The 17339-nt window shown below is 40.8% G+C and carries 11 protein-coding genes; 4 read left to right on the top strand and 7 right to left on the bottom strand.

The genetic code is table 11. The features are described 5' to 3' along the window. Positions 1 to 31: 31 nt before the first annotated feature. The 5 genes from BSM4216_RS02790 to BSM4216_RS02765 all read right to left on the bottom strand — a co-directional run bounded on the left by BSM4216_RS02790 (position 32) and on the right by BSM4216_RS02765 (position 8813). The gene (locus tag BSM4216_RS02790; protein ID WP_048622661.1) at positions 32 to 2002 is read right to left on the bottom strand and encodes a methyl-accepting chemotaxis protein; all 1971 of its coding nucleotides are present in this window, start codon (positions 2000 to 2002) and stop codon (positions 32 to 34) included. 1103 nt (positions 2003 to 3105) lie between these two features. After that, positions 3106 to 4083 (bottom strand): UDP-glucose 4-epimerase GalE, encoded by a 978-nt coding sequence (galE, locus tag BSM4216_RS02780; RefSeq protein ID WP_048622659.1) that lies wholly within the window; start codon positions 4081 to 4083, stop codon positions 3106 to 3108. 21 nt (positions 4084 to 4104) lie between these two features. Then, positions 4105 to 5859, bottom strand: coding sequence for a phospho-sugar mutase (locus BSM4216_RS02775; RefSeq protein WP_048622658.1), 1755 nt, complete (start codon positions 5857 to 5859; stop codon positions 4105 to 4107). 985 nt (positions 5860 to 6844) lie between these two features. Further along, positions 6845 to 7738, bottom strand: a complete 894-nt coding sequence (galU, locus tag BSM4216_RS02770) for a UTP--glucose-1-phosphate uridylyltransferase GalU (RefSeq protein ID WP_003353929.1) — start codon at positions 7736 to 7738, stop codon at positions 6845 to 6847. 307 nt (positions 7739 to 8045) lie between these two features. Then, positions 8046 to 8813: a tyrosine-protein phosphatase gene (locus tag BSM4216_RS02765; RefSeq protein ID WP_048622657.1), complete on the bottom strand. Its 768-nt coding sequence runs from the start codon at positions 8811 to 8813 to the stop codon at positions 8046 to 8048. A 239-nt stretch (positions 8814 to 9052) separates the two neighbouring features. Here BSM4216_RS02765 and BSM4216_RS02760 point away from each other — a divergent pair, with 239 nt between their 5' ends. Further along, positions 9053 to 9793, top strand: a complete 741-nt coding sequence (locus BSM4216_RS02760; RefSeq protein WP_048622656.1) for an SGNH/GDSL hydrolase family protein — start codon at positions 9053 to 9055, stop codon at positions 9791 to 9793. A 698-nt stretch (positions 9794 to 10491) separates the two neighbouring features. Then, positions 10492 to 11178: a YndM family protein gene (locus BSM4216_RS02750; RefSeq protein ID WP_048622654.1), complete on the top strand. Its 687-nt coding sequence runs from the start codon at positions 10492 to 10494 to the stop codon at positions 11176 to 11178. A 139-nt stretch (positions 11179 to 11317) separates the two neighbouring features. Here the strand turns inward: BSM4216_RS02750 and yfkAB are convergent, their stop codons facing one another. Together yfkAB and BSM4216_RS02740 are read right to left on the bottom strand one after the other, a co-directional pair. Then, positions 11318 to 12433, bottom strand: coding sequence for a radical SAM/CxCxxxxC motif protein YfkAB (gene yfkAB / locus BSM4216_RS02745; protein WP_040341255.1), 1116 nt, complete (start codon positions 12431 to 12433; stop codon positions 11318 to 11320). 345 nt (positions 12434 to 12778) lie between these two features. Then, positions 12779 to 15028: an alpha-galactosidase gene (locus BSM4216_RS02740; RefSeq protein WP_244878037.1), complete on the bottom strand. Its 2250-nt coding sequence runs from the start codon at positions 15026 to 15028 to the stop codon at positions 12779 to 12781. A gap of 594 nt (positions 15029 to 15622) precedes the next feature. On the opposite strand from BSM4216_RS02740, the gene BSM4216_RS02735 reads away from it, so the two are divergent. Next, entirely contained in the window at positions 15623 to 16033 is a 411-nt protein-coding gene (locus BSM4216_RS02735) for an RrF2 family transcriptional regulator (RefSeq protein WP_048622653.1), read from the top strand. Positions 16034 to 16085: 52 nt separating this feature from the next. Then, positions 16086 to 17198 carry a tRNA 2-thiouridine(34) synthase MnmA gene (gene mnmA / locus BSM4216_RS02730; protein WP_048622652.1) on the top strand — a complete coding sequence of 371 codons (1113 nt, stop codon included), beginning with the start codon at positions 16086 to 16088 and terminating at the stop codon, positions 17196 to 17198. Positions 17199 to 17339 lie beyond the last annotated feature (141 nt).

The raw sequence follows: 17339 nt of genomic DNA, 5'->3' as shown, positions 1-17339 counted from the left end.
CACTGTACTATTCTGCGAACATGCAAATGGGTTAATATTTAAAATTAGAAATTACCTCTTTGAGCTCTTCTGCCATAGAAGAAAGCGATTTTGCTGATGCTGAGATTTCTTCCATGGAAGCTAATTGTTCTTCCGTTGAAGACGCTACTTCTTCGGATGTGGCTGCGTTGTTTTGCGCTATATTGGCCAATTCATTGGCCATTGCCGCAACCTCTTGGACTTCGGCGGATATTTTTTGCGCCGTTGAGGAAATATCCTCGATTTTAGGAGCAACCTCTCTCATACTATTTAAAATTCCCTCAAACTTTTCAAAGGCTTCATTGGTGATTTTTAACCCTTCTTCTACATCTTCTGTCGTTTTAGACATAATTTGTACCGTATTGCCTGTATCTTGTTGTATTCCTTGAATTAATTCAAAAATTTGCTTCGCCGACTCTTGCGATTGCTCGGCTAATTTTCGGACTTCTTCCGCTACGACCGCAAAACCTCTACCTTCTTCGCCAGCTCTAGCTGCTTCAATGGCGGCGTTAAGAGCCAGAAGATTTGTCTGGTCTGCGATTCCGGTAATAACATCCAATATTTTTCCAATTTGCTTTGAACGCTCTGCTAAAGATTGGAAGGCTTCTTCTGACACTTGGAAGGATTCATGAATGGAATTCATTTGATCGACTGTCTTCTGAACAGCCTTTTCTCCTTCTTCCGCCTGCAATGTGGATTGTTTAGAAAGCTCCGCTACATTCATGGAATTTTCGGCGATCTTTGTAATTCCTGATGAGATTGTATTTAAAGACTGAGCATTTTTATCAATACCGTTTGTCTGCGTCTCCGCATTGCTTGCCACCTCTTGAATGGAAGAAGCGACCTGTTCAGTGACTAAACTTGTTTGTTCAGCGCTCGCTGTTAATTCCTCGGCAGACGAAGCGACTTGTTCCGCACTGAGTTCTATTTTTTGGATTAATGTACGCAGATTTTCTTGCATTTGATTAAAAGCATGGCCTAATTGACCGATCTCGTCGTTTACTTTTATTTCAATTTGTTCAGTGAGGTTGCCTCTGCTGATGGTAATCGCTTTATTTTTTAATACTCTAAGACGGGCAAGAATGGAATAGATAATAAAGTAGACGATTATCGCCCCAAGAACAGAAGAAATGATGATCACGAGCAACGTTTTACGGAGAATAGGCGCAACGGCATCATCCACTTCGGAAATCGACATGTTGCCTACTACTTTCCATCCCGTTAACGGATTCGTCGTATAACTGTATAATTTCTCTTTGCCATTCAAAGTATAATGAAATTCCCCTGTATTACTAGCAAATAATTTATCATAAAAGCTGCTGTCTGCTTTTGATCCGGATTTTAGATTAGGATGGGCAACGATCTTCTTATTACGATCGATCAGGAACGCATACCCTTCTTTTCCCACCTTCACTTTTTCCACTAAATCTTTAATCTTGTTTAATCTTATATTAATCGCCACGACGCCAGAACCATCATTGGTTGTTTTGCATATGGTGACCACCGTTTCACCAGTAGAGGCCGTTTTTTCAGGATCCGTCACTACTACTTGCCCTTTATGATTCATAGCTTCCGAATACCAATATCTCTGTCTTGGATCATAGCCGGAAGGCATCTTAAATTTTGGCATTTGAACATACAATCCATTTTTAGTGCCGACAAAAATACTCACTACTTCCGGATGCAAATCTACATATTCTTTAAAAATTCTGCGAAGTTCGGGACTGTCATCGCCTTTATAAAGACGTGATGAGACGGTTTTCGAAAAGTAATCGATATCATCTACTTTTGGATTGATGCTGTTGTCAATAAGTGTGTTCACCAGCTTTACATTTTCATTAACGCTAGTGAAGATTTGATTTTGAACTTGAACTTTTGCCGAATGGTATGCCAACGATCCCACAACAAGCGAAGGAACCAATAAAATAACAGCAAAGGAGATGATGAGTTTTGATTTCAAACCACTGAATAGTCTTATCTTCACTTTTCATACCTCTTTCATTAATAGTTTTTGAGATTCACCCTTTGACAAACTACTTAAAGTAAAACGAGTCTAGCTGTGTGTATCAAAAGATTGTTTAGAACGGGATAAAAGTAGAAGCTTCACCGCTTTTTTAGGTCTTATTACCCATCAATCTCTTTGCGTTTTTGTCATTATGTAGTTCTTAACGACTATTTAGCAACCAAAAAGAAAAACCGATCACTCCGATCTTGAGCCGCGGTTATGACATTCTTCAAAACTTATGATCCTTTCCTATATACAAACGAACCGTTTCCACCTAAAAAAGCGCTTTCCTCGTTTAAATCGTGAACACCACTGCAGCGGACCGATTAAATGGCCTTTTGACTCTGAATGCGCTCTCTCCCTTCCTATTGAATTTCTCCTGTTCCCTCTTATGGACACATCTCCATCCATCTTTTTAAAGACACTCTATGACCAAGTTGAAACCAAAAATTACTTCACGCCAAAAAACATTCTCGCACCTTCAGCATCGTTCCGCTACATTCTAATCCTTATACAATATGTACACGCTCAATGTGTGTCCACGTAATCTGTTTCCTTTCCCGTTGCTAAATGACAAACAAAACCACGTCATAATAAAAATTTTCATTAAATAATGAATTCTTAATTTGATTGTATACCCGAACCTGGTATACAAGTCAAGGTAAATCAGGAAATTGTTTTAAATTTTTTGGTTTCTTTTTCCTTCGGTTAAACGTCTGAAAGCTTTACATAAAATGTTTTCCAGCCGCTCAGGATACATACTCTTTACTTATACACGTTTCAGCGTGATCGGCAAAATTTCGTTAAGAAAGCCAGCCGATGATCATTCAAATCAAATTGCTTCCGTTCTAAACAAATCGCTTCAAAATTGCACCGATGCAGGAAATAATTGAAAGGATCGTTTCGACAGCGATTAAATAGCCAAATTTGTGCACAAAATACATTTGAAGTTTATCACATCCGGATGAATGATGCTAAACAAAACGATCGTTCTTTCATTTTTCGAGAAACGACTCCGGAAAAGAAAAAGGACATTGCTCTAAACATCCGTTTTTGGCAATGTCCCTTTCACTATTCCTTTCCTATTTGCCGCTAAATCCCTTTTTATGCCACTTCCATGCGGAGTCAATGATTTCCTCCAAGCCGTATTCCGCTTTCCAACCTAGTTCGTGGTAAATTTTTTCAGAAGTGGCGACGAGTCTAGCCGGGTCACCGGGACGGCGATCTGTATATTCAATGACAGCTTTACGTCCGGTGACGCGTTCGCACGTATCGATCACTTCTTTTACGGAATAGCCTTTTCCGTTTCCTAAATTATAAGTTGCTGATTTCTTTTCGCCCGACAACAAGGCATTCAGCGCCAAAATATGGGCTCGAGCGAGATCGGTAACATGAATATAATCGCGGATGCACGTTCCGTCCGGCGTATCGTAGTCAGTGCCAAAGACGGAGATTTTCGGGCGCTGGCCAAGCAAATGCTGCAAAATAATCGGGATTAAGTGCGTTTCCGGATCATGCGCTTCCCCAATTTCTGTCGATTCATGTGCGCCTGCTGCATTAAAATAGCGAAGAACGACATAATGCAAATCGTACGCATCGGCAAAATCGGACAAAATCTGTTCTACCATCAGCTTCGAACGACCATAAGGATTGATCGGTTGGGTCGGCTGCTGTTCATCGATCAGTTCCACATTCGGGATCCCATAAGTGGCCGCCGTCGACGAAAAGATAAAGTTCTTTACACCGTGGTCGATCATCGAATGCAATAACGTCAAAGTATTAGCCACATTGTTTTGGTAATATTTATAAGGATGCTGCACTGATTCCCCCACCAAACTATTGGCAGCAAAGTGCATCACCGCTTCAATCGGATAATTTGAAAATAATTTATCGAGTACCGCTTTATCGCCCAGATCTCCTTCAACAAAGTGTGCACGGCGATCCACCAGCGAACGGTGCCCCGTCGATAAATTATCAAGAACGACGACTTCATTTGTTTCTACAAGTTCCTTTACAAGATGGCTGCCGATATATCCGGCACCGCCAACAACTAAAATCATTGCTGACATCTCCCTTTTGTCTTAGTAAACAGTGATTTGATTTAGTTCATTTTCCACCCAGCGCATAACGTCTTCTTCCAGTCGCGCCAATCGTTCGGCACTGTTTTGCAAGGACGTTCCTTTCACGCCGAAATAAAACTTGGCTTTCGGCTCGGTTCCGGACGGGCGAATGCAAAACCAAGATCCGTCTTGAAGATAATATTTTAGAACATTGGAAGACGGCAACGAGATTTTTCTGTGACTTGACCCTGTAAGATCCATGTGGACACCTTTTAGGTAATCTTCCACTGCGACGATCGGGGATCCGGCCGCTTGGGCAGGAAAAGACTCGCGAAATTTATCCATCAGGGCGGCAATGGTCTCCGATCCGTCTTTTCCTTTCAAAGTCAGCGACCGCAGTGATTCGCGGAAATAGCCATATTGTTCAAAAATATCCATCAGACCGTCATACAAACTCTTTCCTTGTGCTTTGTAATACGCTGCTACTTCGGCTGCCAACACCGCTGCCTGAACAGCATCCTTATCGCGCACGAAATCGCCGATCAAATAGCCATAGCTTTCTTCATAGCCAAATAAAAAGGTATGCTCTCCTGTCTGTTCAAATTCTTTGATTTTTTCGCCGATAAATTTAAATCCAGTCAACGTATCAATCGTTGGAATGCCAAAGCTTTTGGCGATTTCCCTGCCTAGCTCCGATGTCACAATCGTTTTGATCACCACGCCGTTTTCAGGAAGCGTGTGGTTGGCTTTCTTCTGCGTCAACAAATAATGAAGCAAAAGCGCTCCTGTTTGATTTCCGGTCAACACATGATAGTCGCCTTGTGCATTTTTCACAGCCACACCTAAACGGTCAGCATCCGGATCTGTGGCCAGCAAAAGATCGGCGTCTTCTTTTTCCCCATAACGGATCGCCAGTTCAAAAGCGCTGTGCTCTTCCGGATTGGGAGATTGAACCGTAGAAAAATGGCTGTCAGGCTGCTCCTGCTCTTTCACCACGGTGATGTTCGTAAAGCCAAAGTTTTTTAATCCTTCCCGAACAGGGATATTTCCCGTACCGTGAAGCGGCGTATAAACAATTTTCAACGAATCAGCCACAGAAGATACGACTTCCTTGTTCTGACGGATCGTCTGTAATTGTTGTTGATACGCTTGATCCACTTCGCTCCCAATATACGTGAGAAGGCCGTTATTGACAAGGTCTTTTTCTTCTGCCACTTCCACCGTCAACTCATTTTCGACAGCTTGAACGTAGCGAATCAATTCGTCCGCCATGGCAGGAGGCAATTGTCCGCCGTCCGGTCCATATACTTTGTAACCGTTGTATTCAGGGGGATTATGGCTAGCGGTAATAACAACACCCGCGAATGTGTGTAAATGGCGGACAGCAAACGACAATACGGGAGTCGGACGCAAACTTTCAAACAAAAAGGCGCGAATTCCATGTTTCCCCACCGTTTTCGCCACTTCCAAAGCAAACTCCGGCGATTTCCGGCGGGAATCATAGGCAATCGCCACGCCGCGCTTCACCGCTTCCTCACCTTGAGACTTTATGTATTGCGCCAGCCCTTCTGAAGCTTTCCGAACCGTATAAAGATTCATTCGATTCGTACCAGGTCCGAGTTCCCCGCGCATGCCGCCTGTCCCAAATTCAAGACTCTTATAAAAGCTGTCTTCCAACAGTTTTTCATTATCTTTGATACCATCCAACTGGTTTTTTAAAACTGGATCTAAATTTGGATAAGATGTCCATTTTTCATAGATCGTTTTCCAAGTCATATTGTTCCCCTCCAACTCCCCAATAGAATCATTAAAATACTGCATACATGAACATTCTGATCTTTTCCTCACCACTAACCATAGTCGAGCTAAAATGATCATCCTGTATTAAAAGTGTACCGCTGGTTAGTCATCAAACTATTCTTAGGATGACAGCGCTTTAGATAACGCTTCCTTTTATATGAAATGTTTTCCAATCATCGAAGTACAATTCTTAATTCACCATGAAGACCCCATTTTCCTTTTCAATCATAGTCTTCTTGATTGCATGATAAAAAAGCATAGCAAAATTCCTTCTTTACAGAGAGAGTCGGTAAAACTCTGCTTACAAACACAATGAAAAACGCAAAACGAAAAAAGTACAAATCTGAATCCAAACTCTTTTTATAAGGACCTCTAAAAGAAAAAACGGAATCGATCACAAAAAAGTTCAGTTGAATATTACATTCTATTCGCGTCCCATTTTATACATTCAAAAAACAAGTGAATGACAAAGAAAAATAGAGAATGGCTGTACTTGCATGATTCAACTTTCGTTTAAAAAATCCTTTTAATGGTTAAAAGCAGTATATCTACTCAGTAATGAATGCTTATATCCATATTTCCCTGAGTTTACTCAAAGAGAAAAATCCAACGAAAATTCTATTTTCATCTTAGTAAAAAGATTCTCTACCATTATTTTAAAATAATTCATCGAAATCACAGCATATCTTAACTGGGTCAAACTTTTCGGTTCTTTGTATTCGTTTTTATTTTTTATACAGTAAACAACCGTCTTTCTTAAAAGGAATGCGATTCATTGACTTTTTTGATCATCCGAGCAAAGGAAGAATAAAAAGAAACAGCTGGTAAAATCACGATCTTTTCCCCAACTGTTTCAAAATGACGATTCTGAGGTTGTATAGAACAACAAAAGAATCGGGTTAAGTGACTATTCACAAATTGACTATAGCTAAACGAGCTAATTTTCTTCATTTTTTCTTTCTTACATATTCACTTTATTCAGATTGGTTTCTTTTAAAATATTATCCATGATTTTCAACAGTGGCTCTTTTAATTCCGGATCTTGTAATGCTATTTCAATCGTGGTTTGAATAAATCCCAGCTTCTCGCCCACATCATATCGCTTGCCTTCAAATTGATAGGCAAATACTCGCTGAATTTGATTCAACTTTTGAATGGCATCCGTCAGTTGAATTTCTCCTCCGGCTCCTTGCTCTTGTTTTTCTAAAAACAAAAAGATTTCCGGCGTTAAAATATAACGGCCAATAATCGCCAAATTGGAGGGAGCTGTTCCCGGTGCCGGCTTTTCCACAAAATTTTCTACTTGGTAGCGGCGCCCTTGGCTTCCAGCCGGGTCGATAATACCGTAGCGGTGTGTTTCTTCTTCCGGAACTTCCTGAACCCCGATAATGGAAGAATGGGTTTGTTCGAATTGATCCATTAATTGCTTTAAACACGGCGTATCGCTTTGAACAATATCGTCGCCTAATAGAACGGCAAACGGTTCATCCCCGATAAAATTGCGGGCGCACCATACGGCGTGGCCTAAACCGAGGGGTTGTTTTTGGCGTATATAGTGGATGTTAGCTAAATTGGAGGAATACCTGACTTTTTCCAACAAATCGAGCTTCCCTTTGTCCGCCAAATTATGCTCCAGCTCCCAGGCATTGTCAAAATGGTCTTCAATCGCTCGTTTACCTTTTCCAGTAACGATGATTATATCTTCGATCCCGGATGCTACTGCCTCTTCCACTATGTATTGAATAGTCGGCTTGTCCACAATCGGCAACATTTCTTTCGGCATGGCTTTCGTTGCGGGCAAAAAACGAGTGCCGAGCCCGGCAGCCGGTATGATCGCTTTACGTACCTTTTTCAAACCGCATACTTCCTTTCGTTTGAATTTTTTAGAATGCCGATGGGTTTTGTTCGAATAACGGATTTTTATAAAATATACGCAAAATGCAGTTGATTATGTTTGTATTTTAACAAAGTAAAATTAGTTAGGTCACGAGCCATCTCTCACGTTTCTCTCGATGACCGACTTTTATGAAAGAGCCACTCCCTCAGGCATAGAATCCCTACCTAATGGTTATTTTTTATGGATAGTTCAGTTGATTTGTTGAAAAGAGGTTCGATTCAAACATTGTTGTTGATTCGGGCTAAGGCTCCAACCCGATATTCTGTTAAAATAGCCCGAGAAATTTTTTCTTTTTAATTTGTTGCGGCGGTTCTTTCATGATATTCTGACCGCTGACTGCCAATTCTGCATTTTCTTGAAAGTAATAGACATAATCGATTCCAAATTCTTTTTCAAGTCGATCCAATGTCTCCATCATTTTGAACGGGCGTTTGTTTGTATTGTGTGCATCCGAAGCAATAAAATGCGCTAAGTTGGCGCCAATCAGCTGTTCCGTAAATTTCTGAATTTTTTTCCCGAAATAGCCGGTGAGGCTGGCAGCGGTAATTTGCGCTGCCGCTCCGTTCTTAACTAGATTATACAATTTGTCCGGGTCCTGGATTAGTTCTTGGTTTCGTTCGGGATGAACAATGACAGGCACTAGCCCCTTCATTTGCATGTCAAAAAGGAGCTGTTCCGCATACTTGGGAACATAACCGGACGGAAATTCCACCAATACATAAGAGGAATCCCCGCCAAGAGTGGAGATTTCCCCATTTTCATAGTCTTGAAGGAGTTCTCCGTAAATCCGCACCTCTTGTCCGGGGAGAACCGTTACATTAATCCCTTCCCGTTCCAAATGCGCATTTACTTCCATTACTTTTGCGACAATCTCTGATTTACGATTAATATATTTTCTGTTCATATGGTGGGGAGTGGCGATGATCGTATGAATTCCTTCTTTTTCTGCTTGTTTGGCCATTGCAGCTGCTTCTGTCAAAGTTTGAGCCCCATCGTCCACCCCAGGTAATATATGGCAGTGTATATCGATCATCGTCTCTTCCTACTTTCCGATTTAAGATTATTTTACTGAAATGAACAGATTGTTGCACGGAATCCATTAGATCCTAGAACTCAATGCTATATGATTGTAATCTTATAAATTACTATTCAACAGGAAAATTATATCATAGTTGGAATTTAGGATAAATATTGTCATGTTTTAATTAAAACCGCTTTAATTACTTACTCTAAATATCAACGGTATATTTTGAAAAAGGATATAGGAAGATATTGTTTTTCACATTGGTCGTTGCCCTTTTTTTACTGGCAAGCTATTGGTATTGGAAAGAAAAAACGACCGTCGATTCAACCGCTGTGGTGACACCCGTTTCCGGAAACGGATCAAACGAAAGTTGGCAAGATTTGTCGAGTCATTGGCCGGATCAGGCTCGCAAACAGCTGGCAAAATCATTCCAGGATGGAAAGCCATTTCAAGTAGCCATTGTCGGCTCTAAAGCACTTGGAAAAGAGGATAACAGCTGGTCTGTTCAATTGAAGAAAGCGCTGGAGACCGCCTACAGCCCGGTACTGAAAGCATCGATTTGGGAAGAAGAAGGGACATCACTCGACTTTCTTCAAAATGGGGAGATAGAGAAAATTGCCGCTTCCAAGCCGGATATGATTCTGTTCGAGCCGTTTACATGGGCTGACAACGGCAAAGTGTCTGTAGAAGACAACCATACGGTTATTCAGACGTTTGTGCGTGACGTCAAAGCGGAGAACGAACATGCAGTCGTGATGATCCAGCCGCCAAATCCGATTTACGGTGCATCCAACTATCCGGAGCAAGTCAAATCGCTTAAGGAATTCGCAAAAACAGAAGGATTGAACTATATCGACCATTGGAAAGTTTGGCCGGACTACTCCTCTGACAAACTGAAAGATTACATCGATGAAAGCAACGGCTTGCCGAACACGAAAGGTCACGCTTTATGGGCGAAGTTTTTGAAAAAGTATTTTATGGCTTCATAAATTCAAGACACATAACATGAATTCCGTATGTTCCATTGCGGTCCTTGTTATTTTCCCGCTAATAGCCTCTCCTTTTTTATTTTGACCGCAATGGCTAAATGACGGATCCACAAGAATCTCCTCTCCATTTTCACACCGCCACAAACTTCAATTGAGTCCAGAAATCTTATCATTTAAGTCTACCTTGTAAATCCATTTTTGGAAAAAATCCATATATTAAACATCTATCTTCACTAATTATTTTGGCCTAATCCATTTTCCACTGGCGGGAAAGCTGACTTCCGCTTTCAAAAAGGGCTTCTTTGTCGATTTCTTTCTTCCGCAATTTAAAATATTTCCTATCATAACTAGATCAAAGCAGATGAATGCTTCATTATTGTTCGACAACAACAGAAATTGCCCGGGAAATTTAGACAGAAATATTTGTTCAAAAGCATCAATTTTCTTCCTCATTCGTGTAAACCAGTAGGAATCTGTCATTTTAAATGAATGGTTGAATTCCTTCTGCACCGTTTCTTGACAACCCCGGTTTAATTGGAAATCAAGACTGCTTCTTTTTGCATTTTTTACGTTTTTAACAGTTGAAAAATAAAGGTGTAGATTTTTCGACAACGGGAAAGATTGGAAAACGAGAGGTGAATGAATAATCCCCTTTTTCGGAGCCAACCTAAGATTGACTTCAAAAAGGAGGGTTATGGATGGAACACGTAAGAGCACTAATCGTAAAATTTGTCATGGTCATGATCATATTAGCATTCGTGCTTGGATTATTTTACAGGGTGGATTTCGGTGAATATTTTACCATAAGCTTAATTGTGACAGTCGTATCCTATATGTTGAGTGATCTTTTTATTCTTCCGCGTTTCGGAAATACAGCCGCTACCATTTCCGATTTTGTATTGGCGTACATTTTAATATGGGCCGTCGGAAGCGGTATTATAAATGAAAACATTTCCCTTGGCTGGGCAAGCTTCTGGTCTGCTTTGATTTTAGCGATTGCCGAAATATTCTTCCATCGCTATATAAACAAAAGTGTGTTCAATGAAGACCAAAACAACGGCAGAGAAGCCCGCCACAATCCAGCCTTTAGCTCCGAATTCGGCGAAGAAGATGAGATTGTGTCAGCGAAAGATTTCAGTACACAAAATAGCCATGACAATCACGCTGACAGCAGCAATATCCATTCCAACGATCACAACAGTATAAGTAACAACAACTTAACGAACAACAATTTCAATCCCAATAACTTAACGAATAACAACCCAACGAATAACAATTTCAATAATAACGACCTGACTGATAACAACTTCAGTAATAATAACTTGAAAAACACAAAAGACAACAATGTTCGTCGTATTTATGACAACGATCAAAATGATCAATAACGACAAAACTTTATATTTAACAATGGGATGGCTCAACTTCCATCCCTTTTTGCTCTTTTTGGCCTCCCCTTTTCTGAAATCAAAAGAGGTCCTCCCAACACTATTTCTAGTTGTGGAAAGACCCCGATTGGATGTTCTTTTATTGAGCAATAAGAGCTTTTCGATCTCGGAAAGAGACCGTTGGATAATAGGCATTTTTCACAAGTACATTTGGACCGAGACAGCGGGCTTGCGGGCAATGGCAATGAAGTTCTTTCGCCCATTTGGAATCAAGCCAGCGTTCAAATGCCGCGGAAAGCGTATCTGTTTGTACATTGCCAAAAGGCGGTGTGTCGCCAAAATCAGTCACAATAACGTCGCCTGTAAAAATATTGACGTTTAACCGAGAGCGTCCATCCGGATCATTACGGACGGTTACATTTTTTTCCTGATAAAGTCGTTCGAGCAAGCGGAGATCTTCCGGATTGCGGCTGCATGGATAGAACGGCAGCGTGCCAAACAACATCCAAACATCCTGGCTGCGGATATCGAGCAAGTGATGGATGGCTTCTCGAATTTCCGTTAACGAGAGCAAGTGAAGGTTGGAAGCAAAATCGCTTGGATACATCGGATGTATCTCGTGTCGAAAAGCTTTCATTTCCTCCACCACTTGGCGATGTATCTTCTCTAAATAAGGAAGCGTCTTTTTATTCAGCATCGTTTCCGCAGAAATCTTGACTCCTTGTTCAGCAAGAAGACGGGAATTTTCAATCATCCGCTCAAACAAGGCCTCTCTTTTACTCATCGGCGGTTTACGATCCATCATCGCAAAACCGGTTTCGCTAAATTCTTCAATCGTTCCCCAGTTATGGGAAATATGTAAAACATCGATATACGGCGCCAGCTGTTCATACCGTTCTGCCGGCAGCGTCAAGTTGGAATTGACTTGTGTGTAAAGCCCTCTGCTTTTCGCATATTTCAATAGAGGCAATGTATAGTTTTCCACCGATTTTTTCGACAACATCGGCTCTCCACCTGTAATGCTGATAGCGCGCAAAGTCGGCACTTCTTCCAAGCGCCGGATCAATAGTTCTACAGGCAAAGCGTCCGGATCCTTCGCAGCCAGCGTATACCCTACCGCACAATGGGCGCATCGCATATTGCAAAGATAAGTAGTAGTAAACTCTACGTTAGAAAGTACATATGATCCGTGCTGTTCAATATCCATATAAGATTCCCACGGGTCAAAATCAGGGGAAATAGATCGTGACGTCATAAAAAAAGCTCCTTTATCCAATAAAATATAATGAAATATCCACCATCCAGGGAGAAGCCGGTCATTCGAGGGTCTCCCTGGATGGATATGAAACGAAACCGGGCTTTTTCGAATCGTGATTCCCTTAGCTTAAAGAAAACTCGTTCACGTGTAGTCGGGCATCCTAATAGGAATTCCGATAAGGGATCACAAGCCCGTTCAGCGAAATATTCCATCTACAATCATGTTGAAAAAGCGCCATTTTGTCAAATAAAGCAACCGTAAATCAACCCATTATGCTGCGTCACATTCTATTTAAAAAATGTATTTTCCTTTTTCAATCATCTAAGGAGGCCATCCGTCGTTTCATCTATTTTTCATCCCCACTTTTTCATCACTTTGAATGGCCTTTAATTTATAAATTTTGGAGTAGAAGTCCCCTTTTCCCTTTGCATCTTCCAACAGAAGGCCGACGTACATCAGTTCATCTCCAAAATACGTACCGTCTATTCCTTCGATTTCATACTCATAATCTGTTCGCAAACCTTTTAACAAAATACGGGAAAATCCCGGATTAGCTGTTCCCAACACTTGATAATACCCAACAAGCGCCTCTTTTTGATCTTCAGAAACTACCATCCAGCTTACGATGTTGCCATCGTCTTCAAAAGGGCTTCTTATTCGATAGAACGTTCCATTCATGATCCATTTCCTATTTTTCTTATAAAAGGCAATCTGTTCTTTGACTTTTTGTTTGTCTTTCTCTGATAGCTTCGTGACATCCAGCTCGTAGCCAAATACTCCGAAGAACGCCACATGTGCTCTTGCCTCAAGACTCGTGATCCTTTTGACTTGATGATTCGGAACAGACGTAACATGGGCGCCGATTGCGCTTAAAGGATAGAGAAAAGAAGTTCCGTATTGAATTTTCAAACGTTCGATCGCATCTGTGTTGTCACTCGTCCATGTTTGCGGCGCATAATATAACATTCCCGGATCAAACCTGGCCCCGCCGGCAGCACTAGACTCAAAAAGGACATGCGGGAATTCCGTCGTCAATCTTTCGTATAGATCATACACACCTAAAATATAACGATGGGGAACTTCTCTTTGACGTTCAGGAGGTAAATCAGCCGATCCAATTTCTGTCATATAGCGATTCATGTCCCACTTCACATAAGAAATCGGTGCTTCCCGAAGAATTTGGGCCATCATTCCATAAATATGATCGACCACTTCTTTTCTTGAGAAATCCAATACATACTGATTTCTCCCTTGGGACATCCTCCGTCCCGGCACTTTGATCACCCAATCCGGATGTTGTTCGTATAATCGGCTAGCTTTGGAAACCATTTCAGGCTCAAACCAAAGTCCAAACTTCATTCCTAAGTCATTGATCTTTTGAGCCAGCCCTGCGATTCCGCTAGGCAGCTTTCGATTATTCACAAACCAGTCTCCGAGCGAGGTTTTACTGTCATTTCGCTTTCCGAACCAGCCGTCATCCAAAACAAACAGTTCAATGCCCAACTCTTTCGCTGTTTTAGCAATCTTAATGAGTTTTTCTTCATCAAAATGAAAATAAGTGGCTTCCCAGTTATTAATAAGCACCGGTCTTTCTTTGTCTCGCCAATAACCTTTTGCTAATCTCGTGCGATATAACTGATGATACGTTTGGCTCATCCCATTCAGTCCTTGATCAGAGTAGACCATCACCACTTCCGGCGTTTGAAAACTTTCTCCTTGTCCTAAAAGCCAGTTAAAATCAAAAGGATGGATGCCCATTGTGACACGAGCGACATCGTAATGATCGACCTCCACCTGTGCCAAAAAATTTCCGCTGTAGACGAGGCTAAACCCATATACTTCCCCTCGGTGTTCTGTGGCGTCCGGTCTTTTCAAAGCGATAAAGGGATTTTGCTGTGAACTGCTCGCCCCCCGTGTGCTCGAAATACTCTGAATGCCAGGTTGTAATTTTCTCATTTTCACATATCTCTCCCTCCCCCATGATCCGGAGAGGTGAACCATTTCAAATTGTGAGTCGAAAAAATCGATGCTGGCGCTCATTATTCTGGTCAAGTTTAAAGCTTGCTGGCCATGATTGACCACTCTCGCACTTCGAGCCAAGGCGTTCCACTCGCTAAAAACCGTGTAAAGCAATTGAATTTCGGTGTCGATCAGTTTATCGTACAACGAAATTTCAAGCGTAATCGCCTCTTCGCCTTTTTCCACATACGTTGCCGGCAGCCCCTCTAATTTCGGCTTTCCTTTATAAATTTTATGATGTTGATATTCAAAATTCGTAATACGGCTTCCATTTTCCTGAAGAATTTGAAACGCGGGCTCACGAAAATCAGTCGTACCATAAGAAGGATACTCTTGTTTTAAAGTATCAAGGGAAAACGAATCCCCCTCATACACACAGGCAACCAAAGGCCTTGATCGAATTGAATATAGATGGGAAAAAGACTTTCGGTCGCGTATTTTTTTTCCGAAATATAGTTGCCCTAGCTGGTTGTTTTTCAAAATTTTGATAATGTAGCTGAAATCTTTTCCTTGAAGGTGAAACTCTTTCGTTTTTTTATTAAAACGAATCATCGCTTTTGGTGAAAAAGACATATGACCACACCTTTGGATTGTGATTGGAATCTATTCCCGAATTTTCCAAACGCAATGATGATATGGAAAAATGATGGACGGCTCTTATGACTGGGGTGACTTGGGTGTAGATAGACAGATGGAAATAATTGGATATCACCTGTCCGTTCTTCTCTGTTGGTCATTTAAAGAGCCAGTGTTCATTAAGGATTGTACGAATCGATTCCCCATCCTCGAATCAAATGGTTTCTTATACAGTATATTTGTAGATTAGACACGGCATTCAGGAATTTTCTTTTAATTCTAAATAGATTTCAAATCAGGCAACTCTTTAAACATTCCCACATGAAGGCACGATGATATCTCTTTTTCTCGGTGCTCCATATGCTCATGCCTGATACGTCCTTGCTCTCGTACGATGGATTTAATAAAATGAATGTGGGTGCCCAATGGATCGTGCATTCTTAACAATCCGCAAGATTAATACCATCATGATCCATCACTTTAATCTTAAAAGTTTACAATTTCATCATTTCAACGATAAGGATGAAAATTAATAGGTTGACATAGTTAACTGTAATATTTATTATTACATTTAGGAAGAAGGTAATACGATTGAATAGTGATTTTTCTATTGCAGTCCACTGCGTTACTTATTTGGCCACAAGATCTGAACAGATTGTAACGAGCGAAGACATTGCCCACAGCGTAACTGTTCATCCTGCACGATTAAGAAAAATTTTAAGTTTGCTTCGAAAAGAAGGAATTATCTTATCAAAAGAAGGAGCAAAAGGAGGATTTTCTTTAAAAGAAAAAGCGGAAAATATCACATTAGACAAAATCTTTATGCTTACGAGCGAAGGCACACTGGTACCAAAATGTCCCGAAGCAAATGAAAACTGTATTGTAGGAAAAAATTTGTCTTCCATACTGATCAATATTTTTGACGATGCCGAGAAACATCTGATGAATTATTTAAAGGGGATTACGATACAAGATATTATAAATAAAATTAATAAAAGATAATTTTTTTTTAACGGAAACTGTAATAAAAAATATTTCAGTTAAGGTGGTAATCATGAGTCGAAAGAAAAGAGTCGTTGTAGGAATGTCAGGAGGAGTCGATTCTTCCGTTGCTGCCTACCTTCTTAAAAAAGAAGGATATGAAGTTATAGGCGTTTTTATGAAGAATTGGGATGACAAAAATGATGATGGTGTCTGCACAGCTACGGAAGACTATGAAGATGTAAAAAAAGTTTCGAATCAACTAGGAATCCCTTACTACAGTGTCAATTTTGAAAAAGAATACTGGGATCGAGTCTTCACTTATTTTTTGGAAGAACTGAAATTAGGAAGAACCCCCAATCCAGATGTTTTGTGTAATGCGGAAATCAAATTTAAAGCCTTTATAGACTTTGCTCTGTCTTTAGATGCAGATTACATCGCGACGGGACATTATGCCAGAGTCAATAGAGAAAACGGCGAAATCCATTTATTGAGAGGAAAAGATTCAAAAAAAGACCAAAGCTATTTTTTGAGTCAATTAACGAAAGAACAATTATCAAAAGTTCTATTCCCGCTCGGAGAGTTAACGAAAGATGAAGTGCGAAAAATCGCTAAGGAATTAAACCTTTTTACTGCCAATAAAAAAGATAGCACCGGTATTTGTTTTATCGGAGAAAGAAACTTCAAAAGTTTTTTAAAGAATTTTCTTCCTGCACAACCCGGAGTCATTCGCTCGATCAATGGAGAAGTGCTGGGACGGCATGAAGGATTAATGTACTATACGATCGGACAAAGAAGAGGACTCGGTATCGGAGCAAAAGGCAACGGCGAACCTTGGTTTGTCGTAGATAAAGATTTAAATAACAATACGTTAATCGTCGCTCAAGGCAAAGACCATCCGGCCCTTTTCTCAAATGCTGCCATCGTTTCCGACGTACACTTTATCAGCGGAGATGACAGTCCACGATCATTCTCTTGTACGGCCAAATTCAGATATCGTCAAGAAGACCAAAAAGTAAAAGTGCATGTTCGTCCTGACAAAACCGCTTTAGTGGAATATGAACAACCGATAAAAGCGGTGACACCGGGACAAGTCGTCGTATTTTATGACAATGATGTTTGTCTTGGCAGCGGAATTATCGATAAGGTGAGAAAAGAAGATGCTTCTGACTCTATTGTCGCTTAATATTCGCGGATCCATGGCACGCTTTATCATTCGTAATGAAAAGCAACCTAAATGGATAATTTAAAAATATTCTTTGGAACAATATGAGGCTTGGAATAGACAGAACGATCACTCGCCTTAGCCGACAATCGGCATGGATGA

The organism is Bacillus smithii (assembly GCF_001050115.1).
GTDB lineage: Bacteria > Bacillota > Bacilli > Bacillales > DSM-4216 > Bacillus_O > Bacillus_O smithii.
Note: the sequence above shows the minus strand (reverse complement) of the source record. Positions and strands in the feature narration are given on the sequence as shown.